General features: G+C 60.4%; 20 protein-coding genes, 1 tRNA gene and 1 pseudogene. 16 read left to right on the top strand and 6 right to left on the bottom strand.

Features of this window, described 5'->3' with window-relative positions; genetic code table 11:
- Positions 1-20 precede the first annotated feature (20 nt).
- From IVB48_RS02945 to IVB48_RS02960, 4 genes are all read left to right on the top strand, one after another.
- Positions 21-1,454, top strand: coding sequence for a basic amino acid/polyamine antiporter (locus IVB48_RS02945; RefSeq protein WP_247356200.1), 1,434 nt, complete (start codon positions 21-23; stop codon positions 1,452-1,454).
- 23 nt (positions 1,455-1,477) lie between these two features.
- Positions 1,478-2,725 (top strand): arginine deiminase, encoded by a 1,248-nt coding sequence (gene arcA, locus IVB48_RS02950; protein WP_247397273.1) that lies wholly within the window; start codon positions 1,478-1,480, stop codon positions 2,723-2,725.
- 99 nt (positions 2,726-2,824) lie between these two features.
- Positions 2,825-3,391 carry a hypothetical protein gene (locus tag IVB48_RS02955; RefSeq protein WP_247397274.1) on the top strand — a complete coding sequence of 189 codons (567 nt, stop codon included), beginning with the start codon at positions 2,825-2,827 and terminating at the stop codon, positions 3,389-3,391.
- 251 nt (positions 3,392-3,642) lie between these two features.
- Positions 3,643-4,416, top strand: a complete 774-nt coding sequence (locus IVB48_RS02960) for an outer membrane beta-barrel protein (protein ID WP_247397276.1) — start codon at positions 3,643-3,645, stop codon at positions 4,414-4,416.
- Between the two features lie 698 nt (positions 4,417-5,114).
- Here IVB48_RS02960 and IVB48_RS02965 read toward each other — a convergent pair.
- A complete protein-coding gene (locus IVB48_RS02965; RefSeq protein ID WP_247397280.1) occupies positions 5,115-5,486 on the bottom strand; it encodes a hypothetical protein in 372 nt (123 codons plus the stop codon).
- Between IVB48_RS02965 and IVB48_RS02970 the strand changes: the two genes are divergently transcribed.
- The 4 genes from IVB48_RS02970 to IVB48_RS02985 all read left to right on the top strand — a co-directional run bounded on the left by IVB48_RS02970 (position 5,460) and on the right by IVB48_RS02985 (position 10,260).
- Entirely contained in the window at positions 5,460-6,221 is a 762-nt protein-coding gene (locus IVB48_RS02970) for an ATP-binding protein (RefSeq protein WP_247397283.1), read from the top strand. The two genes, IVB48_RS02965 and IVB48_RS02970, sit on opposite strands and share 27 nt — an antisense overlap.
- A gap of 109 nt (positions 6,222-6,330) precedes the next feature.
- Positions 6,331-6,948 (top strand): response regulator transcription factor, encoded by a 618-nt coding sequence (locus tag IVB48_RS02975; RefSeq protein WP_247398134.1) that lies wholly within the window; start codon positions 6,331-6,333, stop codon positions 6,946-6,948.
- A gap of 153 nt (positions 6,949-7,101) precedes the next feature.
- Positions 7,102-7,737, top strand: a complete 636-nt coding sequence (locus tag IVB48_RS02980) for a response regulator transcription factor (protein ID WP_247356206.1) — start codon at positions 7,102-7,104, stop codon at positions 7,735-7,737.
- A 345-nt stretch (positions 7,738-8,082) separates the two neighbouring features.
- On the top strand, positions 8,083-10,260 hold the full coding sequence (locus tag IVB48_RS02985; RefSeq protein ID WP_247397286.1) for an adenylate/guanylate cyclase domain-containing protein: 2,178 nt from the start codon (positions 8,083-8,085) through the stop codon (positions 10,258-10,260).
- A gap of 136 nt (positions 10,261-10,396) precedes the next feature.
- On the opposite strand, the pseudogene IVB48_RS02990 reads toward IVB48_RS02985, so the two are convergent.
- Positions 10,397-10,819, bottom strand: a pseudogene (locus IVB48_RS02990) (DNA ligase D); the annotation flags it as partial.
- A gap of 1,219 nt (positions 10,820-12,038) precedes the next feature.
- On the opposite strand from IVB48_RS02990, the gene IVB48_RS02995 reads away from it, so the two are divergent.
- The 6 genes from IVB48_RS02995 to IVB48_RS03020 all read left to right on the top strand — a co-directional run bounded on the left by IVB48_RS02995 (position 12,039) and on the right by IVB48_RS03020 (position 19,956).
- On the top strand, positions 12,039-13,292 hold the full coding sequence (locus IVB48_RS02995) for a sodium:proton antiporter (protein WP_247397289.1): 1,254 nt from the start codon (positions 12,039-12,041) through the stop codon (positions 13,290-13,292).
- Positions 13,293-13,434: 142 nt separating this feature from the next.
- Positions 13,435-13,821 (top strand): hypothetical protein, encoded by a 387-nt coding sequence (locus IVB48_RS03000; RefSeq protein WP_247397292.1) that lies wholly within the window; start codon positions 13,435-13,437, stop codon positions 13,819-13,821.
- Between the two features lie 90 nt (positions 13,822-13,911).
- On the top strand, positions 13,912-14,151 hold the full coding sequence (locus tag IVB48_RS03005; protein WP_247398136.1) for a hypothetical protein: 240 nt from the start codon (positions 13,912-13,914) through the stop codon (positions 14,149-14,151).
- Between the two features lie 219 nt (positions 14,152-14,370).
- Positions 14,371-14,736: a hypothetical protein gene (locus IVB48_RS03010; protein ID WP_247397294.1), complete on the top strand. Its 366-nt coding sequence runs from the start codon at positions 14,371-14,373 to the stop codon at positions 14,734-14,736.
- Between the two features lie 797 nt (positions 14,737-15,533).
- Positions 15,534-16,811, top strand: a complete 1,278-nt coding sequence (locus IVB48_RS03015; protein ID WP_247398138.1) for an efflux RND transporter periplasmic adaptor subunit — start codon at positions 15,534-15,536, stop codon at positions 16,809-16,811.
- Position 16,812: 1 nt separating this feature from the next.
- The gene (locus IVB48_RS03020) at positions 16,813-19,956 is read left to right on the top strand and encodes a multidrug efflux RND transporter permease subunit (RefSeq protein ID WP_247397297.1); all 3,144 of its coding nucleotides are present in this window, start codon (positions 16,813-16,815) and stop codon (positions 19,954-19,956) included.
- A gap of 238 nt (positions 19,957-20,194) precedes the next feature.
- On the opposite strand, the gene IVB48_RS03025 is transcribed toward IVB48_RS03020, so the two are convergent.
- From IVB48_RS03025 to IVB48_RS03040, 4 genes are all read right to left on the bottom strand, one after another.
- Positions 20,195-20,446, bottom strand: coding sequence for a hypothetical protein (locus tag IVB48_RS03025; protein ID WP_247397300.1), 252 nt, complete (start codon positions 20,444-20,446; stop codon positions 20,195-20,197).
- Positions 20,447-21,001: 555 nt separating this feature from the next.
- The gene (locus tag IVB48_RS03030; protein WP_247397303.1) at positions 21,002-21,181 is read right to left on the bottom strand and encodes a hypothetical protein; all 180 of its coding nucleotides are present in this window, start codon (positions 21,179-21,181) and stop codon (positions 21,002-21,004) included.
- Positions 21,182-21,309: 128 nt separating this feature from the next.
- Entirely contained in the window at positions 21,310-21,462 is a 153-nt protein-coding gene (locus IVB48_RS03035) for a hypothetical protein (protein ID WP_247397315.1), read from the bottom strand.
- 97 nt (positions 21,463-21,559) lie between these two features.
- A complete protein-coding gene (locus IVB48_RS03040; protein WP_247397317.1) occupies positions 21,560-21,814 on the bottom strand; it encodes a hypothetical protein in 255 nt (84 codons plus the stop codon).
- Between the two features lie 1,733 nt (positions 21,815-23,547).
- On the opposite strand from IVB48_RS03040, the gene IVB48_RS03045 reads away from it, so the two are divergent.
- Together IVB48_RS03045 and IVB48_RS03050 are read left to right on the top strand one after the other, a co-directional pair.
- Positions 23,548-23,651, top strand: a tRNA-Leu gene (locus IVB48_RS03045).
- Between the two features lie 125 nt (positions 23,652-23,776).
- The gene (locus tag IVB48_RS03050) at positions 23,777-24,469 is read left to right on the top strand and encodes a hypothetical protein (protein ID WP_027567252.1); all 693 of its coding nucleotides are present in this window, start codon (positions 23,777-23,779) and stop codon (positions 24,467-24,469) included.
- Position 24,470 lies beyond the last annotated feature (1 nt).

The following is a 24,470-nucleotide window of genomic DNA, read 5'->3' on the forward strand; positions in this document are numbered from 1 at the left end:
CATAGGATTGGGACGCCTCCATGAGCACAAAAACGGACGTCCAGAGGCTGCCGCTGCGGACCCTGACCGCCATGGTGGTGGGCGGCATGGTCGGCGCCGGCGTGTTCTCGATACCGCGCAACTTCGCGCAGGCGACCGGCATCTACGGGGCGCTCATCGCTTGGGCCATCGCCGGAGCGGGGATGCTCATGCTGTGTTTCGTCTTCCAGACCTTGGCCAACCGCAAGCCCGATCTGGATGCCGGTGTCTACGCATACGCGCGGGCGGGGTTTGGGCCCTACGTCGGCTTCTTTTCCGCGTTCGGCTATTGGGCCAGCGCCTGCGTCGGCAACGTCTCGTATTGGATCCTGATCAAGTCGACGCTCGGCGCGTTCTTTCCGGTTCTGGGGCAGGGCAATACGTTGCCCGCAGTGCTCATCTCCTCGGTCGGTATATGGGCGTTCCATTTTCTGGTGCTGCGCGGCGTGAAGGAAGCAGCCGGAATCAACGCGATCGTCACGGTGGCCAAGATCATCCCGCTGTTGTTGTTCGTGGTGTTATCAATCTTCTTCCTCAAGCCATCGGTGTTCGCAGACAACCTGTGGGGCGGCACCGCGGGTGACTACGGCAACCTGTTCGAGCAGGTCAAGGCGACGATGCTGGTGACCGTCTTCGTATTCTTAGGGATCGAGGGGGCCAGCAACTATTCGCGGTTCGCGGAGAAGCGCGAAGACGTGGGTGTCGCCACCGTCACGGGATTCCTTGGAGTGCTGGCGCTGTTCGCATCGGTGTCGATACTCGCTTACGGCGTCCTGCCACGCGCGGAGATCGCGCAGCTTCGCCAGCCCTCCGTCGGTGGCGTGCTCGAGGCTGCGGTCGGGCAATGGGGTGCGGTTTTCATTGGTGCCGGCGTAATTGTCTCGGTTCTTGGAGCCTATCTGGCGTGGACGATGATGGCTGCCGAGGTGCTTTCCGTTGCAGCGAAGAAGCGGGATATGCCCACCTTCCTGGCGCGAGAGAACGTCAATCAAGTGCCATCGGCGGCCCTGCTGATGACCACGCTGCTGATTCAGGCGGTGCTCGTCGCGACGCTGTTCTCCGACGACGCCTTCACGTTCGCGCTGTCGCTATGTAGTCATCTTTCGTTGATTCCCTATTTCTTGTCCGCTGCGTTCGCGTTGATGCTGGTCTATCGCAGGGAAACCTACGAGAAGGATTCACGCGACCTCCGCAAGGATACCATCATCGCGGTTTTGGCGACGATCTACACGATATTCCTGTTGTTCGCCGGCGGGACCAAATTCCTGCTGCTCGGCTTCATCATCTACGCACCCGGCACCATCCTGTACTACATCACGCGGAATGAGCAGGGCAAACAACTGTTCACGCCGGCCGAGTGGGTCTTGTTCGCGGTAGCGGTGATCGGATGCGTCGTCGGTATCCATGGCCTCGCCACCGGCTACATCAGCATCTAGCCCCGGTACGAAAGGATCCAGCAATGGCGAATTCCCCAGCTTTCGGCGTTCATTCGGAAGTCGGTCAGCTCCGCAAGGTGATGGTCTGCGCGCCCGGTCGCGCGCATCAGCGGCTCACACCGTCGAACTGCGATCAGCTGCTGTTCGACGATGTTCTCTGGGTGGAGAACGCCAAGCGTGACCATTTCGACTTCGTCACCAAGATGCGCGACCGAGGCGTCGATGTGGTTGAAATGCACAACTTGCTGGCCGAAACGATGTCGGTACCCGAAGGCAAGAAGTGGATTCTCGACAACCAGGTTGTGCCGGATCAGGTCGGGCTCGGCTTCATCGACGAACTGAGAAGCTACCTTGCAGGCTTGGACAATCGCAAGCTGGCGGAAACGTTGATCGGTGGCTTGTCCATCCATGACTTTCCCGAGGAGCATGGCGGCCAGGCGATCAAGATGGTCAAGGAGGCGGCTGGCGCGACCGAGTACCTGCTGCCGCCACTGCCGAATACGCTCTACACGCGCGACACCACCTGCTGGATCTACGGCGGCGTGACGCTCAATTCGCTTTTTTGGCCGGCAAGGCACGAGGAAACGATCCTCGCGACGGCGATCTACAAGTTCCACCCCGACTTTGCTGGCAAGGTCAATGTGTGGTGGGGCGACCCCACGCACGATCATGGGCTAGCTACGCTGGAGGGTGGTGACGTGATGCCGATCGGCAAAGGAGTTGTGCTGATCGGGATGAGCGAACGCACGTCTCGCCAGGCGATCAGCCAACTCGCGGCGACGCTGTTTCAGAAGAAGGCGGCGGAACGCGTGATCGTCGCGGCGATGCCCAAGATCCGCGCCGCCATGCATCTCGACACCGTATTCACGTTCGCGGACCGCGATTGCGTCCTGACCGCGCCCGACTTCATCAACCAGACGCGCACCTATTCCTATCGCCCGAGCGATCACCCGAGCGGGCTTGAGTTGCACGCCGAGAACAAGCCATTTGTCAGCGTCGTCGAGGAAGCGCTCGGCCTCAAGAAACTTCGCGTAGTCGAGGCTGGTGGAAGCGACTATCAGCGCGAGCGCACACAATGGGACAGCGGCGCCAACCTTGTCTGTGCGTCGCCGGGCGTGGTGTATGCCTACGACCGCAACACCTACACAAACACCCTGCTGCGCAAGGAAGGTATCGAAGTTATCACCATCGTGGGGGCGGAGCTGGGCCGGGGTCGAGGCGGTGGTCACTGCATGACCTGCCCGATAATCCGCGACGCCGTGGACTACTAGCAAGGCAGGGGTAGGGGACTGCTCTGGTGCGACGACAAGCTTCGCGGACCTAGAACTCCGGGGCAGCCGCCTCCTCGGCGACTGCCGGAAGTGACACACATGCAAGTGCACGCTTTGAGCAACGCAGGTCTCGGCAGGATCGTCATCAAACTTTCCAATCCGCTGCAACTGTTCAACACACTTGATCCGGCGCCATTTCGCGAGAAGGAGCTCGCAACCGAGGCAGAGCGATACATCGCCGACCAGGCTGAAGATATCGCGAAAGCCGCTCCCATCCAAATCGTGATTCATCTAGCCTGGGCGGGCTCCTTGGATGCGATCGTGCCGGATTTGGCTCCGGCCGTGGCGCAGCATTTCCTGCTGCGCGCTCACGAAAAATCGAGAGAGCTGCAAGTTCTATTCAAGTCAGGGCGCCGCTCGCTGATCGTAGGCGTTGCGATCCTCTCCAGCTGTCTTGCGGTTGGATGGCTGGCGGGCCTGGTCCTTGGAGATGGACCTCTCCCGGACATTCTGAGAGAAAGCTTCTTGATTCTGGGCTGGGTGGCGATCTGGAAGCCGTCAGAAATTTTTCTCTACGGTTGGCCCGCGATCGTGGAGCAGCGGCGGCTTTTCGAACGGCTCTCGGCTGCCGTAGTTGTCGTGGCTGCCGTTTCGGAGCCCGCTTAGTGACGCGGCACGCCGATCAAGGAAGCACCGCTATGAGGACTGCCTGTCGATCTTTTCTGCGTGCCCTTGAGCAATTGCGCACCCATTCGCGTGCTCTCTCTGTCACAGGCGGCCGCAATCTCTGCGAGCATTGTTTGTGCGGATTGACAATCGATAGGCCAAGCCTATCGTGCTCGCTTGTTGGGGCAGGGCCGACAATCTCGAGGATTCGGATGCGTGTATCTGGATTTCTTTTGCAGATGATTGGACTCTTGGGTTCGACTGCCGCGCTTGCAGCTGACGTGGATCTGAGGGACTTCAAGGCGGATCCGCCGCCGCTCGCTCCGCCTTCTTGGAGTATCGTTGGCTCGGTCTCGCCAACCTTTACTGACAACGCCCAGTTCAGCCGCAACAATCGCAGATCAGATGCCTATTATGAGCCCGATATCAGCGCCAGGCTGGACGGCTATTTGACAGCAGACCTGTCGTATAGACTCTATGCGCGTGCGCAATACGAAGCTTACGCGACGGAGAAGGACAGCAATTTTGGGATCGCGCGCTTGGGTGGGCGGTTGACCGAAAATTGGAACGGCTGGAGATTCTCCGCGATCTACGAGAACCGCTACGACTTCGACGGCGTCTATCGCGACCTCGCGTTCACCTCGCATGACGTGATGGGTTCCGTGGCTCGTGACTTCCAGGTTGCGAATGTAACGCTGTCGCCATTGTGGCTGCTGACTTACCGCTTTTCTGATTTGGCCGAGGCCCGCCGCTGGCGCTTTGATGCCGTTCTTGGCATTGAGGTCAAACTCGATCCGAAATGGTCGATTGTGAGCGCGCCTTTGTTCGAAGCCTACTGGTTCACCGATGGATTGAATTCCGGGCGGCGGGACCAGCTCTATTCGGCCGACATAGGGTTGAAGTATAATTTTGCCAGCAATCTGTCGCTCACCACCACCGTGCTCTACGAATCGCGGACGTCCAACGTTCTGCTGCGGAACTACAGAGATCTGCGGGTCGGGCCGCGGCTCGATTTTGCCTTTTGAGAGGGTATCTGAGAATGCTTGCGAGACGCCTGTCCGTCCTGCTGGGAATGAGTTTCGGGATCATGGCGGCGAGCGCCGCAGCGGCGGATCCTCGTGACTCCGTCGACCGAAGCCAGCGTATGGACACCGACGCACTGAGGGATGACCTTGGGGAAAACCGACTTCGGGTGCCAGCGCATCCCCTGGTGATTGCGCCGCCGCCACAGAATCCTCCGATCTCTCGGCCGAAGAAGAAGTCCGGTCCTGCCGCCGGTAGTGGTGGATAATCCTTGTTGCGCTGCAGGTCGGCAGCTGTGCGACCTGATGCCGGCTGCCTTTCCTCATCTCTCGTCCCGTCGTTTGCAGCTTGAGCCAGTATGCGACGTTGTTCGCATGTCCGAACGACGAATGATCTCGTCATCATTGTCTCTTCTTTTAACAATAACTCGAAAACAAGCGGGACAAACTGGTACGCCGTTAGCTCATGCCAGTCATGCGCAGGTTTCGAAGTATTCGGAATTAACCCCTTGGTTGTATGAAAAACGAGGAGCATGATGCAGATCATCCCTTAGGGATGTTGTGTAGGTCGCGTCGTCTTGGGAGCGCTGAGTTGGTGATTAGCTAGGTCGATCATCACTCGCCCAAAGTTGGCTTTCAAGGCAGGCCAAAAAAGGGTGCCTGGAATGAAGCCGTACAGCCCGCGTGCGAGCTTGTTGAATTCACATGGCGCTCCGCAGCGCCTGCCTTTTGGGGAAGCCCGCAATCGCCCTGATCGGGGCCCTTGGAAAGATCTTCTTTTTGTAGTGCGCCCCGTGCGGGGGGGTAAATTCGCATACGATGGGATGGATCGTGCCTGCGCGTCGCTTCTGCGACTGCCGTCGGGCAAAGTGTTTGGGCTCGCTATCTCTCAATGTTGGTCGAGCGAAGATTCTGAAAGCATTTGCGAGGTGTTGCGGACGTGCCTGGAAGAGAAGGTTGAGGTTCGAACTCATCACCGCCTTGCGCTTGGCGGGCTTCGACGCCAGGTCGAAACGACCGTGTTCCCCGTTGTTGAATCCGAGGGAGTGATCGCTCTGCTCGTTGGTCGACATCGCATTCTTCCTGAGGAATCCGATGAATGCGATTCAGATGAACCGGCCGGGCTGGGTGACGATTTGGCTGCCATTCGGGAGGATATACAGCAGCGGATAGCCTCCGAGCTTCACGATTCGACATGCCAGCATCTTGTCGCCGCGAGTCTTGGGCTGGTGCGTATTCGCACCTGCGTCGGCCCGGCAAATGGTGTGGACAGACTTTGCGAGCTTGTCGATGCATCGATTGACCGTGCTCTGAGAGAGATCCGCTCCCTGACGTATTTAATGCATCCCCAGGACGTGGTGGCAGAGGGATTGAAGGCGACCATCGAGTGCTACACCTGCGGCTTTGCGGCGCGGACGGCGTTGCGTGTCCAGACTGACGTCGACGCCGGCGTGGATCGGTTGTCATACGAGATACAAAGGTCGTTGCTGCGGGTCATTCAAGAAGGGCTCTCGAACATATTCAGGCACGCAAAGGCGACAGAGGTCAAACTGCTCGCCAAAGTGACAGGCGAGCAGTTTCAGCTGACAATAAGCGACAATGGAAGCGGCTTTCCGGCTCACCGTGCCAATCGGTTCGGAACGACCATGATGGGTGTCGGCATTCCCGCCATGAGATCAAGGCTTGCGCATCTTGGCGGCAGTCTCGAGATCCGATCCAATCCTGAAAGCTCCGGGACGATGTTGTACGCGGTATTCCCGCTGCCGAGTGAGGCAAAGCGGCGCAGGCGGCGCTTGCCCTTGCAATGATATAAACCAAGGCAAGCGCTCGAACAGGTTTATGGACGATCGTCGCCCTCAGATGCGACCTTCGGGTCTGGCACTCGATACGGCGGCGTTCGAAGCAGGAGCGCGTGCTATGAAGCGAATCTTGATCGCGGATGATCATGAGGCCGTCCGTTCCGGTATCCGCGCGGTGCTTGCGCAACGTGCTGATTGGGAGGTTGTGGCGGAGGCGAGCGACGGCAAAAAGGCGATTGCTGCCGCGATCGAGAGCAAGCCGCACGTCGCTATCCTCGATTTCTCCATGCCGCGCATGACCGGAGTGGAGGTAACCCGGCGGATCAAGGAATTCTCGCTTCCCATCGAGGTTCTGATATTTACCGTTCACAACTCTGGCCTGTTGGCGCAGCAGGCCTATCTGGCCGGCGCCCGCGCGTTCTTGTCGAAGTCGGATGCGAGCAAGCTGCTGGTTGCTGCTGTCGATTCTCTCCTGGTCCACAAATCATTCGGTATCGGGAGCGGGTTGGACGTTCTCGATAGCGTACCAGTTGGCGGAACTAGGCTGACCCCCCGCGAGCGGCTGGTCGTCAAGCTGGTTGCGGATGGTTATAGCAACAAGGGCATCAGCGCTATCCTGAACCTCAGCGTGAAGACAACAGAGGCTCACCGCGCCGCCGCGATGCGTAAGCTCGGCGTGAATTCGACCGCCGGCCTTGTTCGCTACGCGGTTCGCGCCAAGCTGGTTGCCGACTGATCGACCATCAGGCGGTAGAAACATCCGCGACCCAGTTTCAGGGTTTTGTCGGATAACTTTCCGAAAGATGGCCGATACAGTCGACCGACTTGGCTGCCGGTCATCTCCGTTGATTGCCCGATAGGATCTGGGTCAACATGCGGGAGCGCCGCCGTGAAGCGCATCGTAATTGCGGATGATCATGAGGTTGTACGGTCGGGCCTGCGCGCGATCGTCCAACTGCGCTCTGATTGGATCGTTTGCGGCGAGGCGTGTGACGGGGAGCAGGCACTAGCTATGGCGGTTGAGACGCGTCCGGACATCCTGATCGCCGACTACTCTATGCCCGTCATGAATGGGCTAGAAGTCAGCCGCCGCCTGGGTGCAATGCACATGCGCGTCGAAGTGTTAATTCTGACGATGCATGAGAGCGAGGAGCTGTTGACGGAGGCTATTCTGGCTGGCGTGCGTGGCTTTCTGTTCAAATCCGACGCGAAGGAGCACCTGTTGTCCGCCATCGACGCTTTGCTCGAACGCAGGCCTTACTTCACGGGCGTGTTGCTTGAGAAACTTCTACGCAACTATCAGATCAACAAGCAAAATAGATCGAGCGTACTGCTCACATCGCGGGAACAGAGTGTGGTCCAGCTCATCGCGGAGGGACATACGAACAAATCGATCGGTTGCATCTTGAAGCTGAGCGTAAAGACCGTCGAGACGCACCGTGCTGCGGCGATGCGCAAGCTTGGGATGTCCTCTACGGCGGAACTTGTTCGCTACGCGATCCGCAAGAAACTAGTCGAGCCATGAGTGTCGAGGGAGTCGTCTTGTTCGTCATCGACAACCGACGCGCATCTCGTCGTTTGAAACTAGCTTTCAGGCGCGACGTCCGAACAGTGAAGCAGGACCTGACGCGGGGGGATAAATTGGCAGGGCTGTATTCGATACGACAGGCTTGCCCCGAGTGCGGCAGGCCGATGAGGGTTTTGCCCGACGAACCGGCGAGGGGGCCGCTGCGCTACACCTGCGCAAAATGCGACGACGACCCGTTGCGCGACCCTACGGCGCGCAACTGGGCGGACGGGCCGCTGCGCCCACCGGAGAAGTGAGCACGGCCAGCATTTCGATCTGACGTACGAGGTTATCCAGGCCTGATTGACCGCGCAGGCGCCGAGCCGCGAGACCATCTCGTCGGAACGGTTCATCCTCGGCGGCAGACACCATCGGGGGCAAAGTTTGTTTGATCGCAACCTCAGAATCGGATTCAGAACGTCGATCAGCGCGATCTTCGTTGGAACCGTACTGTTCGTCGGACTGTCATTGGTCTACCTCAGTTTCGACCGGATCGATGCCATCACCCGGGCGGCTGCCGCATCCTTCTTGGACACCGTCGCGCAGTTATCGGCCGACAGGATCGATGCTCAGTTCATGGCGGTCCGCAACGGCCTGGACATCCTGCATGATCTGCCTTCGGTCCGATCGGCCGCTGTCCGCGACAACCCCAGGCTCTACGCGCTGCTCGCTTCGATGCTCCGGAATAACCTTCACCTTTACAGTCTGTACGCCGGCTACGACGACGGCAGATTTGTGCAGATGGACTACCTCGAGCGGGGAGGAGAGGCCGCGCGCCTGCGGAGCGAGGCGCCAGAAGGGGCAAAATTCCGCCTGGTCGTGATCTCGGGTCCGGACGGCGCAGACTCGACCATCGATTTCCTGCGGGAGGATTTGACGACGATGTCACAGCGGCCAGGCCCTACCGACTACGATCCCCGCCAGCGGCCCTGGTACGCCGGAGCGTTCGAGAAGGACCTGCGGCCGCTGACGGAGCCCTACATCTTTTTCGCTATCGGCCAGCCTGGCTACACGCTTCGGATGCCGATTGCGGGCTCGCCGCGCGGCGTAGTCGCCGGCGACGTCCTGACAGGCGAGGCCGAAGCGCTGCTCCGGAGACAGCAACTGGGGCAATCCGGCACGGTCATCCTGTTCGATGACGAGAACCGCGTGCTGGCCCACCCGCAGATCTCGGAACTCATAGGGCGCACTGGCGGGACGGCCGGTGCGCTCTTGCTGCCGCATCTCGCGGACATCGATGGGATCGGGATCGCGAAAGCGGTAGATGTTTGGAGGATGACGGGCAGCACCCAACAGATATTCCAGGATTCAGGTGGGCGGGCTCATGCCGCCGCATTCCGCACCATCGCTTCGGCCGGGGCGGCCAATCTTCGACTTGCGGTGTCCGCGCCGATCGACGAATTCTACTCGGAGATCGAAGGCGAACGGCGGCGCCTGTTCGTGGCGGCGCTCGGCTTCGTCTTGGCGGTTTTGCCGATGGTGCTCTGGATGGGCGCGATGATGTCGAAGCGGATGAGGGCGCTTGCCATCGAAACCGATCGCATTCGGCACTTTGACGTCGCAGAGAGTCCGCGCATCCGATCGGTGGTGCGCGAGATCGACGATCTCGGCCACTCTGTTGCCGCCATGAAGAATTTGGTCCGCACATTCTCGAGTTTCATTCCGAAGCGCCTGGTCCGCCAACTGGTCGAAAGCGAAGTTCCCATCGAGCTCGGCGGCGAACGCCGGGAACTGACCGTAATGTTCACGGACGTCGAGAACTTCACGGGTCTCACGGAAACGGCCGAGCCCACCAGCGTGATGCGGACGACCTCGCGCTACTTCTCCGTGCTCTCCGAGGAAATCATGGCAAGACAAGGCACCGTCGACAAGTTCATCGGCGATGCCGTCATGGCCTTCTGGAACGCGCCGACTGACGACGAGCGGCACGTCTCCAACGCATGTCACGCGGCGCTTGCCTGCGTCAAAGCTAACGGCCGGCTGAATGCCGAATTCGCGGCCGAAGGTCTGCCTCCGTTTCGGACCCGGTTCGGTCTGCACGTCGGCGACGTTGTAGTCGGCAACATCGGCTCGCGCGACCGCATGAACTACACAGCTGTAGGTGCTTCCGTGAACCTCGCTGCGCGCCTGGAAGGGTTGAACAGGGACTACGGGACCACGATACTGGTTAGCGAGACCATCAAAGCGCGGGTAGAGGAAGAGTTTCTCTTCCGCAGCATCGATCGGATCAGCCCCAAGGGATTTTCCGCGAATTTTCAGGTGTACGAGCTCTTATGTGCAAGAACGGACGTGACGGACCAGCAACTGGCGTTGGTCGCGGATTGGGAGCGCGCATACGCGTCATCGGCTGGTATGAGGAAGCGAAACGATAAAGAGTGGCTGGAAGCCTTCTCGATAGCTCAGTCGACAACGCCCCGCTCGACATCATTCCAGCTGAATGGTTGGCAAAATGATTGTCGAGAGACTGAAAGACACGAATGAACATCCACGCTGTGATAACTGCACGCTCTACGATGCCGAGCAGACCGCGTATCAAGCCGATGATGTGCGCTCGTGTCCCATCTAGCGGAGAAGTCTTGCGGATCAATGGATCGAGCCGCTCGCGCAATTCGCGCGCCGTCGTCTCGGTGTAACCGGTACGCACCTTGCCGGCGTAGAGCAGCTTGCCGTTCTGGCGCCGGCCGACGTAGAGGGAGGCGACCTTGCGCGGGCGGGCCCCAAGCTTCTCCACGAAGGCGACGATTGAGAAGGTCTCGCTCTTCTTGCACTTGAGCTTGATCCAGCTCTCCTGCCGACCCGAGCGGTACCGTTCGCCCAGCCGTTTGGCGACCAGACCTTCGAGACCCAGTTTGCACCTCTTGTCGAAGATCACGTTGCCATTGGCCGCAAGGGCTTCGACATACGTGAATGTCTCAGGAGCGTTCTTCAGGAGCCGGTGCAGCAACTGCTTGCGATCTTCATAGGCAGCGCCGCGCAAATCGTAGCCATCGAGGTAAAGGAGATCGAACGCGTGCGCGAGAATAGACTGTGACCTCGCCATCTTCCAGGTGCAGCTGCGCGCGGTAGCTGTCCGCCTTGATCTCGTATACCCAACCGTCGCCTCGGGGCGGACTGTTGCGTAGCGTGGGGTCACAGGGTTCGATGTAACCTGGAAGCGCAGCTCTGCGGGCGCCGACGACGCGCGATACTTCAAAACGAGACTAACGCAACGCCACCGCACACATGCCGATTCAACGCGAAGCCGTTGAAGCGTTCCGTCGAGGACGCAGTAACGGGCGCTCCTGTCGTGGATTGAACGAACGCTTTGGAGCACGGGTCCTTGAACCCCCCGCCTTCCGTGCGCTTCCTAGAGCTCCACACGATGCAAGCGGGCTGGGCTACCCGCTTTATCACGATCCTAGGGGGAGGGGACGCCGAACGAAATGACGCTCCAGTATATCATTCAAAGATCTCGATGACTCGAGCGCTAGTTCTCTGGGGCAAGGCGGTCGATCATGCTTGGCGAAGCTGGAACCTAATTTCTACCTGCGCCCCGAGTTCGAGTGGAACCTAATCGTCTAACGTGCATCAGATAGTCGCAGCTGACTTCCGCAGTGTGCGGTTTCGCTACAGCAAGGTTCGAGAAAGTTCGAGAGAGGAGGGCTAGGTTTCGCGCGGCAGGTGGGTTCCGACGCTCACGGGCCAGGGCGAACAGCGCGCACCGGGCGAAATGGCCGATCCAGACAAATAATCTCAGCGCCCGGGGCGAAGAGCAAGCGGGTCCTAGACATCGATACCCTAGCGCACAGGCGAGGCGAAATCGCGAAGCGGGCCGTCAAGAAACCCTGCTGCAGTTCGCTAACCGGGTCGTGAAGACAGCCGCGAGATCAGCCAAAGAGGAACCAAGCTGCGGCAGCGATCACCGGAACCACTGCGACAGCGATGAGAAGAACAGGAGCTGGTTCATTCCCCTCGCGCGAATCGTTTGACATGCGTGCACCTGCTACTCGAGACGGTCAGGCCTGAAGACCCTTGCCGGCAAGAGCGCTCGTCCGGCTGGAAAGAAACGGAGGGTGGGGCAACGACGGTCTCGAAGGTTCACATCGGCAACCCGGCACGGCCAGGAACGATCGGTCGGCGTACTGCTTTTCTGTTTGCGGACGGCCCAGAATTCGAAGCCACCGGGCAGTCGCAACGCGCCGCAGAAGGTTTGGCGCCGTCGGAACTGCGGAGTCATGAGGCGGGCAAAGCCCAGCACGAGCGGATGAACGGGCGCGGGCATGTCGCCACTCTCTTTCTTAGCCGTGCTGTTGTGCCTCGCGTCAGTGTTCGGGCTTCTGAACCGGCGTTTTCTACGCTTGCCCGGCACGATCGGATTGACGGTCGTTGCGCTTGTTGCCTCGCTTTTCGCGATCGGCTTAGGTGATCTATTTCCTTGGTTGAACCTACGCCTCGCCCTGCAGGACATTCTGGGGATTCGAGAGCTACCGGACACGCTTTTGAACGGCGTGCTGTGCTTCCTGCTTTTTGCGGGCACTTTGCAGGTCGACGTTTCCGCGCTGTGGTCCCGCAAGATCACCGTGTTCCTTCTAGCGACCGCCGCCGTAGTGATTGCGACGGTGCTGTTCGGATTAGGAATCTACGCCGCTTTCGCCCTGGCCGGGGTGGGGATGCCATTCTCCTGGGCACTGGTGCTCGGGGCCATCCTTGCGCCAACCGATCCTGTTGCCGTCAGTGCCATCCTCGCACGCGTCGGATTGTCCAAGCAGTTGCAGGCCATCATGGCGGGAGAGAGCCTCTTCAACGACGGTGTGGCGGTGGTCCTGTTTCAGGCCGCACTGGCCTACGCGACTGGGAAGCAACCCACATTCGGCTCTATTGGCCTCGATTTCCTGCGTGAGATGGGCGGCGGCGTCATCGTCGGCGCCGCGAGCGGCTGGATCGCTTATCTGGCAATGAAGCGGATCGATGAATACCCGCTCGAAATCACGATCTCCCTGGCTCTGGCGAGTGGTTCTTATGCGCTTGCCAATGCGCTCGGCGCCTCGGGGCCGATCGCCGTGGTCCTTGCCGGCCTTCTGATCGGCAGTCGCGGACGGCGCAAAGCCATGAGCGAAGAAACGCGCCGCAACCTTGCCCTGTTCTGGTCGGTTATCGACGAGATCCTGAACTCTCTGCTGTTCCTGCTGATCGGTTTCGAAATGCTCGGGCTGGCCCGTCTTGGAAGCTCGACCTTGTTGGTCATGGCATTCGCTATTCCCCTCAGCCTTGCCGTTCGCGCTGCAAGCATCGTCGGCACTGCGCTTTGGCTTCATGCCCGGAATCCGAACCGCTGGCCCGCAATTGCCATCCTGACCTGGGGCGGGCTGCGGGGAGGCGTGTCGGTGGCGTTGGCCCTGAGTACTGGCTCGAGCGAATGGAAGAGCGAGCTTCTGGCGATCTGCTACGCGGTTGTCGTGTTCTCGATTGTTGTACAGGGCCTGACGTTGCAGCGGGTGGTCGGGCTGACGCATTTCAAGGACCAGGTTCGGTGAAGCTTCCCGCTCGATGGCGATTGGGTCGAGCTCCCGCCGAGCCGAGCCATTGCAGGGACGCCGCCGCCCCTGCGCGTCGCGCAAATAGCAACCTTGTTTTCGGAGCGTCGTTGGGTTGGCACACACCACCAAGGAGGTTTGAATGAGGAAGACGGCTTTTGCTTTGGCCACGATTGGCGCTTTGGCTCTCGGATCACTGGCGGCGCCAAGTCCGGCAGAGGCGCGGGGCGGCTTCGGTCCGGCGATCGGAGGTTTTGCAGCCGGTGCAGTCATCGGGGGACTTGCAACCGCCGCATATGGCGCGGGTCCCTATGGTTACTACGGCGGTTATGGGCCGTACGCCGCAGTCGGTTACGCGCCGGCGTATGGCGGCTGGGGCTACGATGACGGCTTTGCCCCTGGCTATGGATACACGACCGTCGGCTACGGCTACGGACCTGCCTACTATGGGTACCGTCGTGCGTTCCGTCCTGGCTATGCCTACTACGGCCGGCCGTGGGGTCATCGACACTGGCATCACCATTGGTGAGCGCGTTAAGTGCCCTGGCTTCGACGAGGCCAGGGCACGGCGCTAAAGATGAAGTGCGTTATTTCCGTTCATTCCAACTCGGAGGACGTCATGAAAGCCAAGTTAGCCATCGCTTTTCTGTTGTTCGCGTTTGTCCAGGTCCCGCCGGCCAATGCCAAGGGATGCATCAAGGGCGCCATCGCGGGCGGTGTTGCGGGCCATATGGCGGGGCACGGCAAACTCGGCGCCGCCGCGGGATGCGCGATCGGACACCATGAAGCGAACAAACAGAACTCCAACAACACGAATCCCAACAACTCGAACGCTCAAGCCCCGTCGGGCCAGAAGTAGCAAGCGTGGGCAATCAAGGCGGTGCAGGTCGAGCCGCGGTCGGCTTGGCCTAGCGTCGCAGGAAGCGGCCCCGACTGAGCGCCAGCGCCACGTTCCTGTATCGCTCCGGCAAGTCGCGACAGCGTTTTCCGATCCGGTGTATTCGATCATACGATCGGGAAAACGTCTGGGGTGCAGCCCGGCAAGATGATCTCGACAACGCAAGCCGGAGTATACGCAATGCGCTTCCTTCCGACGGTAATGCACGGTGTTGCCGACTACGTGGTCGCGCTCGTCGTGCTCGGGTTGCCATACATCTATGGCATGCATGGCACGTCCAAGGCGTTCCTTCTGGTACTTGGGGCGGCGGCGCTGTTTTACAGTCTGCTGACCGAGTACGAGCTCGGCCTCCTGCCTGTCATTCCGTTTCGAATCCACCTCGCTCTCGACAAGCTGTTCGCGGCCCTCATGCTTGTTGGCAGTGTGCTCATCCCTTTTCCACAGAATAGTCGGCTTGTGGTCGGCGGCCTCGGTGTGCTCTCCTTCCTGGTCGTCGTCTCGACCAGACGAGATCGAACCGAACCAGCCCCGACAAACTCGACCTGATGCAGGAGGACGGAGGGCATCCCGCCCGAGAAGGCTCCCGGATCTTTGCCTCGGCAATATCCAGCCGCTAAAAGACCTGCCGAATCCGACCTGCTCAGCGAAGCCGCCAATAACATCCGCGCCGCCCAAGCTGTTGTTTTGGGTGCCAGGAGTGATTGTCGTCGGCGAGCGGCCGGTTAGGCGCACCGTAACGGCCGCTAGGGCTTGCTATTCTGCTCCAGATTGGAGGGCTTCGGTTCATCTGCTCTGGCATTCCCGGTTGCGCGATCGTTTGTGCTTCCGCCTCCCGTTCCGATAGCGCCTTGGGTGACACCGGGTCCGATTGGCGGGCGCCGTACCTCCCGGCTGCAGCACGAGCTAATGCCCGACGAGCCTGTAGGCTCGGTTCCCGTGTTTTTCATGCTGCGGCTCCGTTGGAATCCATTGAGTGGGTGTGCTCGCCAGTGCCCTTGCGCACGCGACCGGCGCGATTAACAAAAATCTTCGCGGCGCATGGTCGTTCCTTTCGGACATCACGTGCATGGCACGCTGACAGCGGTCTTCAACTTAAGTTAGGGTTTTGCTTTGGAGCGGTTAGCGGTCGGAGCTTCTGTCGGTCCGGACGTGTTCGCGAATTGAACCTTCGTGACTAATTCGCGTTGGCACGGGAACCGCGCTCCTTAGAAGAAGCTCACGAGAATATCTGCAGGGCGATCGCGGATTGGTTCGCCCCGGCTGATCAAGTCTGACAGCTGCCAACCGTTGAGGACCACATGTTGGTTCAACCCGAGTTCAGAGCGTGGGCCCTCGGCTTCGCAATCGCTGTTCTTGCTCCGCCTGCATGTGCACAGAGCCCGGCGCCCGGTCCCGTTGCGGTCGGCGTCGTCCAAGCCACGCGACGCCCGATGACGGAGACTGAACAATTTCTGGGCAGGGTCGAAGCGGTTCGCCACGTTGACGTCGTCGCCCGCGTAACAGCCTTCCTCCAAAAGCGGCTGTTTACGGAGGGCGACGAGGTCAAGAGCGGTGACAAGCTGTATGAACTGGAGAAAGGGCCGTTTCAGGCAGACCTTGCTTCGAAGCAAGCGGCAGTCGCGCAGCTGCAAGCGACATTGGAGAATGCGAAGCTCACCACCGAACGGGCCCGCACCTTGCTCAGCGGCCCCGCTGGCTTGCAGTCCAACTATGACGCAGCGATTGCAAACCAGCGCAGCCTGGAAGCCCAGGTGCAAGCGGCACAGGCACAAGTGGAGGCGTCCCAGATCAATCTCGGCTATACGGATATCAGCTCGCCGATCGAGGGAAAGATCGGGCGCAGCGCGGTGACTGAAGGAAATGTGGTGAGCCCTTCGTCCGGCGTGCTCACGACCATCGTCAGCCAAGACCCCATGTACGTCACCTTTCCGGTGTCGGTGCGGGAAGCGCTGATCCTCCGAGACCGCTATGCGCCGCGAGGCGGCTTCAATGCCGTCGTCATTCGCTTGCAATTGCCGAACGGGCGGATGTACGGCGCCACCGGTCAGCTCAATTTCGCCAACAACACAGTCACAGCCAATACCGACACGATTGTCCTGCGGGGTGAGATCGCCAATCCGCCGAACCAGGAGGTCAAGGGCAGCGGAACGCCCATCCGCGAGCTGTTCGATGGCGAGTTCGTCACGGTTCTGCTCGAAGGCGTGCAGCCGATCGAGGTGCTCGCGGTGCCGCGCGCAGCTGTGCTATCCGACCAACAAGGCAGCTACGTTTTTGTTGTCGGCAAAGACGACGCGGCAGAGCAGCGCCGAATCCAGCTCGGCCAGTCCACCCCGACGCTGGCCGGCGTCATCACCGGTCTGCAGCAAGGCGACAGCGTCATCGTCGAAGGCTTGCAGCGCGTTCGGGCGGGAGCGAAAGTGGCGCCAGGAGCGCCCAGCGCGCAGCTTCAGGCTCTGATGAAAGGAACTGAACCGGCGGCAGTCGAGGGCAGTAGCGCAGCTAGCGGGAACTCGCCGGGAGCCGGACCTGCTGTAGGAAGTTCGACGACGGTCGGCACTGCGGCCAACCCGGCGCAAAAGGACAGCGCCGGTCCATCGCGCAATCCGGATGGCGGACGCTGACATGATCTCCGCCGTCTTCATCGACCGCCCGCGACTTGCCATCGTGATTGCGTTCGGCATCACGATTGCCGGGGCGTTGGCCCTCTCGCGCATTCCGGTTGCACAATTCCCCGACATCGTGCCGCCGCAGGTGACCGTATCCGGCGTCTTTCCCGGTGCTTCCGCCGCGGTAGTCGAGTCGAGCGTTGCTCAGCCGCTCGAAGCCCAGATCGTCGGGGTCGACCAGATGCTCTATATGAGGTCGACCAGCGGCAGCGACGGCAGCTACAGCCTTACGGTATCGTTCGCACTGGGAACCGACCCGAACATCGACACCGTAAATGTCAACAATCGCGTGCAGACGGCGCTGTCCCAGCTGCCCTCCGAGGTGCAGGCGCAGGGATTGACGGTTCAGAAGCGCTCATCCGCGGTTCTGCAGTTCATGGTCCTTTACAGCGAGAACGGCCAGCAGGACCCGCTGTTCATCACCAATTACGCGATCATCAACCTGCTCGATGCCATTTCAAGAACGCCGGGCGTCGGCCAGGCCAATCTGTTCGCTCGCATGAATTATTCGATGCGGATCTGGTTCGACACCCAACGGCTGACCAGCCTGAACCTCGCGCCGAGCGATGTGATCAGTGCCATACGCGCACAAAGCGTGCAAGCGCCGGTGGGGCGTATCGGCGCACGTCCCATCAGCGACCAGCAGCAATTCCAGTTCAACGTTCAAACGCAGGGACGTCTCGCTTCCGCCGAGCAATTCGGCGATATCGTGCTGCGGGCCAATCCAGACGGTTCGGTGCTGCGGATACGGGACGTCGCGCGCGTCGAGATAGGTGCGCAGAATCTCGACAGCGAGGCCAGGATCGATGGCAAGCCCGGTGTGCCGATCGGGATTTATCTGGCGCCTGGAGCCAACGCTGTTACGACTGCGAATGCGGTGCAGGCTACCCTGGACCGGCTGTCAGCCCGGTTCCCTGAAGGGCTGAGATATCAGGTGGTGCACGATTCGACGACCTTCGTTCGCGACACGATTGGTGAAGTGCTGCGGACGTTGGCGGAGGCTTTCGTTCTGGTCGTCATTGTTGTCTTCCTGTTTCTCGGCAATCTCCGTGCGACCATCATTCCGGCCGTCGCGGTACCCGTCAGTCTGATCGGTGCTTTTGCCGTTCTTCTCGTTCTCGGTTACTCGGCAAACACAGTGTCGCTGCTTGCACTTGTGCTAGCGATCGGGATCGTCGTCGATGATGCGATCGTCGTCGTCGAAAACGTCGAGCGCGTGATGGCGGACGAGCCGGAGCTTTCGCCGGCCGAGGCAACGAAGAAAGCTATGGACCAGATCACCGCGCCCATCATCGCGATCAGTCTGGTACTCCTTTCGGTCTTCGTGCCCATCGCATTCATTCCCGGTATTTCAGGGACGCTATTCCGCCAATTCGCGGTGACGATCAGCGCTGCGATGACCATCTCCGCGATCAATGCCCTGACGTTGTCTCCGGCACTCTGCGCGCTGTTTCTGCGCCATACCGGGCCACGCCGCGGGATTATGGGGCGCGTGCTCAGCAGAATTGATTGGGTGAGGGACCGATACGCGGGTGGAGTGCGGTGGCTCCTGCGTATGGCCATTGTCTCTGTCCTCCTTGTCGCACTCGGCGGCGCGGGCGTATTCGGTCTCTCGCTGGTCACGCCGACAGGCTTTCTGCCCGAGGAGGACCAGGGAGCGTTCTTCGTGATGGTGCAGCTGCCGGATGGCGCCTCAGTGCCCCGGACCAGCGAGGTCACGGGCGAAGTCGAGAACAAGCTGCGCCAGCTCGAAGGAGTCGATCATGTCCTGTCGATCATCGGCTTCTCCCTGCTTGATGGCGGCGCGGAGCCGAACGCTGCGCTGCTCGTGGTGCGCCTGAAGCCGTTTGCGGAGAGGGAAGGCGTCGCCCAATCTGCACAAGCGCTGATCGCGAAGACCTTTGCGGCAGGCAGCCAGATACGGCAGGCCAACGTGCTCGCCTTCAATCTGCCGCCGATCATCGGACTATCGACCAGTGGCGGCTTCGAATACCAGCTGCAAGCGCTGGAGGGCCAGGATCCCACGGCCATGAACGGCGTCATGAACGGTCTGATTGCCGCAGCGAACCAGGACCCGCGCCTGACCCATGTGTTCTCGACCTTTTCGGCGAATAATCCCTCGATCTATCTCGAGATCGACCGCGCCAAGGCCGAGGTCCTCGGGCTTAGCATGAGCGACATATTTACCGCTCTGCAGGCGACGCTCGGAGGGGTCTATGTGAATAACTTCAACCTGTTCGGCCGGACTTGGCAGGTGAACGTGCAAGGCGAGGCGAAGGACCGGGCCGACATTTCCGCGCTCTGGCAGATCTACATCCGCAATGCACGCAACGAGATGGTCCCGCTGCGCTCGATCGCGAGTGCCAAGATCGTACAGGGGCCGCAGGTTATCAGCCGCTACAACAACTATCGTTCGATCACGATCAACGGTTCTCCCGCGGGAGGCGTCTCGACCGGCACAGCGATTACGGCGATGCAGGATATATCGAGCAGGACCTTGCCCGCGGGCTATTCTTACGAATGGACCGGCACGGCGTTCCAGGAGCAGCAGGCGTCTGGGCAGACCGGCGTTGTCCTGAGCTTGGCCGTCCTGTTCGCTTATCTCTTCCTGGTGGCGCTTTACGAAAGTTGGACGATCCCGGTGCCAGTGCTGCTGTCGGTCGTGGTGGGCGTGCTCGGATCCTATGTGGCCCTCATCGTGGCACGGCTCAATGTCGACCTTTATGCCCAAATCGGCCTTGTGGTCCTGATTGCGCTGGCAGCCAAGAACGGCATCCTGATTGTCGAATTCGCCAAGGAGCAACGCGAGGCTGGCGTATCGGTCGTGGACGCGGCTGTTCTCGGCGCGCGCATGCGCTTCCGCGCAGTCATGATGACTTCGATCGCCTTCATTCTCGGGCTGGTTCCACTTGTCTTTGCGACGGGGGCTGCCGAGCTAAGCCGCCGCGCCGTGGGAACGGCGGTGTTCGGTGGGATGCTGGCCGCGAGTTCGATTGGCATCTTCCTGATCCCAATGCTTTACGTGTCCTTTCAGCACATGCGGGAGTGGGCAAAGGCCCGGCTGAGCGGGAACCGGAGTAGGCCGCAGGCAGCCGAATAGGCGGAGATCCGCGTGACCACCTTGTTGGTCGCGCAGTTTCATCATGCACCAGGTGCAACAGCGAGAGTGCAGCGAGCCAGGAAGATCGTCAGTCTGGAACTCGGCTCCCGACCCGGCGCGGTGAGCGGCCCCCAGCAGAGATTGCCCCCCGAGGCCTCCAAGTGCTGGGGCCGTTTCTTTTCAGGAGAGCACCCCGCCGCTGGCTGATAGAGGCGGCGTTCTCGTCTGAACTGGTGCTTCATTCGGCCACCCGCAGACCTTGCTGAGTGGGCTCGTAGCGCTGGCCATGCTGTTCGAGCCAGCCGCCTTCGACCATCTTCCGCGCCAGCGACATCGTGCATACCGGCTGACTGCCGCCTGGGTGATACAGGCCGTCGCTGCGCTGGATCAGATAGCCGTAGACCCGCGCTAAACGCAGCGGCTTGATCATGCCAGGAAAGAGAATGATGGAGCTGTCCGACATCGCTTTGCCCCAAGCGGCGGCACGCATTATCGTTCCGAGTTCTTGGCTACCAACCAGTCCAGGACGCGATCAAGGATCGTCGGACCTCATATGTGAATGTGCGACTCGACGGAGTGTAACAGGCTGGCAACCGGTTGGAGGCCGCTGGGGCAATGGATCAGTCGCGTTACCCGCTTGTGAGACGGTGGACGCCGCAAGAGCACGCACGCCTCCTGGAACTGGCGGCAGCGGGGAGCCGACCGGACGAAATCGCCCGCGCGCTGGGCAGGACCCGAGTCCGCGCACATCTGCATAACATTCCACTGCGGCTAGTGACCCAGAAGCGGCGCAGCTAAGGCGAGCAGTCGGCGGTGTCCTGGCGCAGCAGTCAGGCTGGGCTTACTCTTGCGCTCGCCTCTCCGACCGCCTGCGATCCAGTGCCGCGTGGGTCTCGAACAGGGCGATAATCGATCCGAACATCGTCAGGCCGATGGCCGCCATGAGGATCATCCCAAGCACGACTCGCTCCGCGGACAATCGATCTAGAGGCCGAATGGGCCGATCGTATGCTCCGCGAGGTGGAGGCGGCTCCCTGCAACGGCCTCACTCCACGGGTGAGAGAAACGCTACACGGCGGGCGCGATCCCACAGTTCAACCGCCACGCCGTCCACGTATCGTTGCGCCTCGGCAATGGCGGCTTGGTCATCGTCGCCCAGGATTACCTCGGGCGGTCCCAGAACGTGTCCCTCTTTGTCCACCCGATAAAGGCGATATTCAGCCATAGCCCCCGTATCCGACCTGTCACTCGGGGTCGCTTATCACCTTACCGTTTCTGACCCCGCAATCTCATTTGAGACTCCAGACGAAATAAATATCTCAGATGCAACCAGCACCAATTGAGCTGGCCTTACTATTGATCCTCCGGGTGCAGTTCGAGCTTTTGCGCTTGGTGCTCCTGCACCAATTGGGTGATCGCCTCCATGGTCGCCTGGTCGGTGACCCATTCCGAGAGCGCCTGGAGGTGTTCGATCTTGCCGTCCAGCTCAATGCACTTGTCGCACATGGCTGCCCCTCCTGCTGCACCATCAAGTGACACAGGTTCATTTCGGTTCCGGCGTAGGGAACAACCCTGCGATGCGCGAGAACGGCACCCCGCATCTTCATGCGGGCAGGACGACAGCCACTATGGTGGGCTCGCTGCCTGGCCTGACGTCGGCACCACGCTTTCCACACGCCTTGCAGACGAAGCGGGGTTCGAGATCGGAGAACCTGACCTCATCTGCCCACTGGTCGACGACGTCGCGGCCGAGGATCACGTTGTGGCTGGCGTTGTGCAGGCAGAAGGCGATGAGACCACGAACGCCGGCCGCGCGCATCTCGCCCAGCGCGATCTTGACGGGGCGGCCGTCAGGCAAGTTGCGGTACCGGCATCTGACGAGAAGGGCCGCACACGACCGCGACTCGGATAAGTAACTTGGTGATGGTGCCCGCCGACCGCCAATAACATCAGTTACGAACTCCCGCCGGCTCCCAGGTCGGCGGGCCTATTTTTGAGCGCTTTATGCAAGGCAGGAAACAATAGCCAGCACGACATCCGCGCCGAGGTCGCCAGAATACATTGAGAACAGAAATCCTGCACCGAGAGCGACTGCAACCAATTTAAGTATGATCATTTTGAAATCCACATCTTCAAACACGAGGCAATGTACGCTCGGTCTGTTTCTGGCGTGCTTCGCGCAATCAACAGATGGTTTCGTTCACCGGCCCGTTTCCAAGCGGCGGCGTAGAGGCTCCGCTGGTCCAAGAGGGCGCAAACTTTAGTCGCAGTCCCAGTGATCCTGAAGGTCTGATTGGTCGTTTCAGTTCTGGCGGGTCCGTGGCGTGACACCTAAGAGCCTCCTCCTTAGCCTCATGCCATCCATCCGCACGGCCCCTGTCTGAACCGACAGGGGCCGTTTAGTTTCCCAAGAACTTAGCCCCAGGACGTCTGGCCGCTGTCTCTCGATAACGGGCGAGCTCCGCTCTTGCGAACGCGCGCGCCTGCTCAAGTGCTTCAGCGCAGGTCAGCCGGTCAGGCCCGAGCCGCCGTCCGGCGACGTCGTCCCAGTAAAAATAAACGCTCGGCCGGCCCTCGTCGAAATAGACTTCGTAGCTGCCGGTTTGGGGCACAGCTTCGTGTTTGCGGATGCGGACCGAGACCATGCCGGCATCAAAGCGCCGCGAGGCACCGCTGGCAAATGACCGATTGGTAGGAGGTCGGAACGGTGTCGAGCTACTGCGTGTGGTGGGTGTGGATAAGGGCCGTGAACGGAGGCGGTCTCAATCGAGAGCGACAACATCGACCCGCCGACATGGGAAACACCTGTAGGCATAGACGGCGGGTAGGTTCACAATCTCTGGCAGCAAGGCAAGGTAATCCATCGGTCGTCTGCACTTCATGCAGATCAAGATGGGGTGGCTGTCCTTGTCGGGTCCGCGTCTCATTCCCAAGCCGGTTGGATCGCAGCGACATAGCTTTGGCGGTTCCGGGGCGCATCTCCGGCGGACTACCGAGAACTATCGGAATTTGACGCCGGTTGGTGAACTGAGAGAGGCCGCCGACTGAGGCGGCGTTACACGGGAGCGCCAGCATTGAAAAAAGCTTCGATCAATTGGTCGTCTGCCTCTTGGGAGCAATTCTTCCGTCAGAAGGCAGCTTTGCCCAGCCAGCGTGCGGTCCGGGTTTCGTTATCCGCGTGGTTCGGTCTCCGGACGGCAGAGCATCCACGACATCGTGCGTTAAGCTGCCAAACTCACACCCCGGCGCTGGCGGGCCTCGGGATACAAAACAAACTAGGTCACTCCCAAAATCAAACTAAGCCACCGAGGATGGAAACAGGCCAGCCCCCGACTTATGAGAACAGAACCCCACTTGGGCACGAAGGGTTGCGAGAGGCCGGCGTGGTGGGCAGTGACGGGCTCGAACCCGGCGACATCTCAACTGCTCCAGAGACCCCGGTAGACGTCCGAGTTGTTCGGGTGGCCGCGATTGGAGCCTAAGGCAGGTGTAAGGGGCAGCACCGGGCCGCATGCACATTTCCACAAGTACCGGTCGGCCGGATTGCGGAACAGCAGTTGCCAAAGGATATGAAAAACACTGCGATCTCAACGGGGGGTAAATCAGGCCGTTTGCAAAAATAGCTTGTGAAATCAATTTTCTACCTTAGTCTGGGAGACTAGGGGTCGGAGGTTCAAATCCTCTCGCTCCGACCATTTGTTCGTAGACTTGGCTGAGCACACGCGCGAAAAGCAGCGCGATGCGCGCTTTGTCTGTCCGCGACAAGGCTCCCGCCGCGCGCCCGGCGACAATGAGAGCATCAGAAGTGCCCGAAGAGCCGATGACCCTCAAGTTCCGCTGTCCGCCGGGTCTTGAAGACAAATTGCCACCACCGGTCCCTGCGAGTTTAGGCCTGCCTGCCTGGCTGAAGGCGATGCCGACGCAGGCCTTCAACGCGATCAATCAGCGCGAGGAGGATACGGTCAAGCGGTGTCCTCCGGTCGTCGATGCCATGACGAGCGGCTTCCTGATCCCATTAATGTGCGATGTCAGGTTTGAGAACGGGGAAATTTCTTGGGACAATGACCTGCCAGCCGGTGGTGAGCTCGATTTCCCGCGCTCTCCCGTGGGATTTCACGACTCGAGTCAGGTCACGGGATCGCCGTTGTTCGAGCCGGACCGGCTTCTCATCAAGTTTCGTAACCCATGGCTGATCGAAGCGCCGGAAGGCTATTCGGTTCTGTTCATGCATCCGATCAATCGGTTCGATCTGCCCTTCACGACGCTGACCGGCCTCGTCGATTGCGATCGATATCGTGACAGTTGGATCCATTTCCCGGTGCACTGGCACGACGTGAATTTCAACGGCGTGCTGCAGAAGGGGACACCGATTGCGCAATGCATGGCGGTGAAGCGGGAAACCTGGGTCGCTCAGACTGCACCACTGACTGCAGAGGAGATGCGGCGGGTGTTCGAGGTGACGAAGTCGGTTGCGCAGGAGCCTGGCGCCTATCGACGGCAGTTCCGTGCGTGAG

It is taken from the genome of Bradyrhizobium sp. 76, assembly GCF_023073025.1.
In the GTDB taxonomy this organism is placed as follows: Bacteria; Pseudomonadota; Alphaproteobacteria; order Rhizobiales; family Xanthobacteraceae; genus Bradyrhizobium.

Excerpts from the sequence above, each read along its gene's own strand:
- IVB48_RS03050 (WP_027567252.1), top strand. The coding sequence starts at position 23,777 with ATGACCCTCAAGTTCCGCTGTCCGCCGGGTCTTGAAGACAAATTGCCA.
- arcA (WP_247397273.1), top strand. The coding sequence starts at position 1,478 with ATGGCGAATTCCCCAGCTTTCGGCGTTCATTCGGAAGTCGGTCAGCTC.
- IVB48_RS03005 (WP_247398136.1), top strand. The coding sequence starts at position 13,912 with ATGAAAGCCAAGTTAGCCATCGCTTTTCTGTTGTTCGCGTTTGTCCAG.
- IVB48_RS03030 (WP_247397303.1), bottom strand. The coding sequence starts at position 21,181 with ATGGCTGAATATCGCCTTTATCGGGTGGACAAAGAGGGACACGTTCTG.
- IVB48_RS02975 (WP_247398134.1), top strand. The coding sequence starts at position 6,331 with ATGAAGCGAATCTTGATCGCGGATGATCATGAGGCCGTCCGTTCCGGT.
- IVB48_RS03000 (WP_247397292.1), top strand. The coding sequence starts at position 13,435 with ATGAGGAAGACGGCTTTTGCTTTGGCCACGATTGGCGCTTTGGCTCTC.
- IVB48_RS03020 (WP_247397297.1), top strand. The coding sequence starts at position 16,813 with ATGATCTCCGCCGTCTTCATCGACCGCCCGCGACTTGCCATCGTGATT.
- IVB48_RS03025 (WP_247397300.1), bottom strand. The coding sequence starts at position 20,446 with ATGCGTGCCGCCGCTTGGGGCAAAGCGATGTCGGACAGCTCCATCATT.
- IVB48_RS02965 (WP_247397280.1), bottom strand. The coding sequence starts at position 5,486 with ATGTCGACCAACGAGCAGAGCGATCACTCCCTCGGATTCAACAACGGG.
- IVB48_RS03035 (WP_247397315.1), bottom strand. The coding sequence starts at position 21,462 with ATGTGCGACAAGTGCATTGAGCTGGACGGCAAGATCGAACACCTCCAG.
- IVB48_RS02955 (WP_247397274.1), top strand. The coding sequence starts at position 2,825 with ATGCAAGTGCACGCTTTGAGCAACGCAGGTCTCGGCAGGATCGTCATC.
- IVB48_RS02945 (WP_247356200.1), top strand. The coding sequence starts at position 21 with ATGAGCACAAAAACGGACGTCCAGAGGCTGCCGCTGCGGACCCTGACC.
- IVB48_RS02995 (WP_247397289.1), top strand. The coding sequence starts at position 12,039 with ATGTCGCCACTCTCTTTCTTAGCCGTGCTGTTGTGCCTCGCGTCAGTG.
- IVB48_RS03010 (WP_247397294.1), top strand. The coding sequence starts at position 14,371 with ATGCGCTTCCTTCCGACGGTAATGCACGGTGTTGCCGACTACGTGGTC.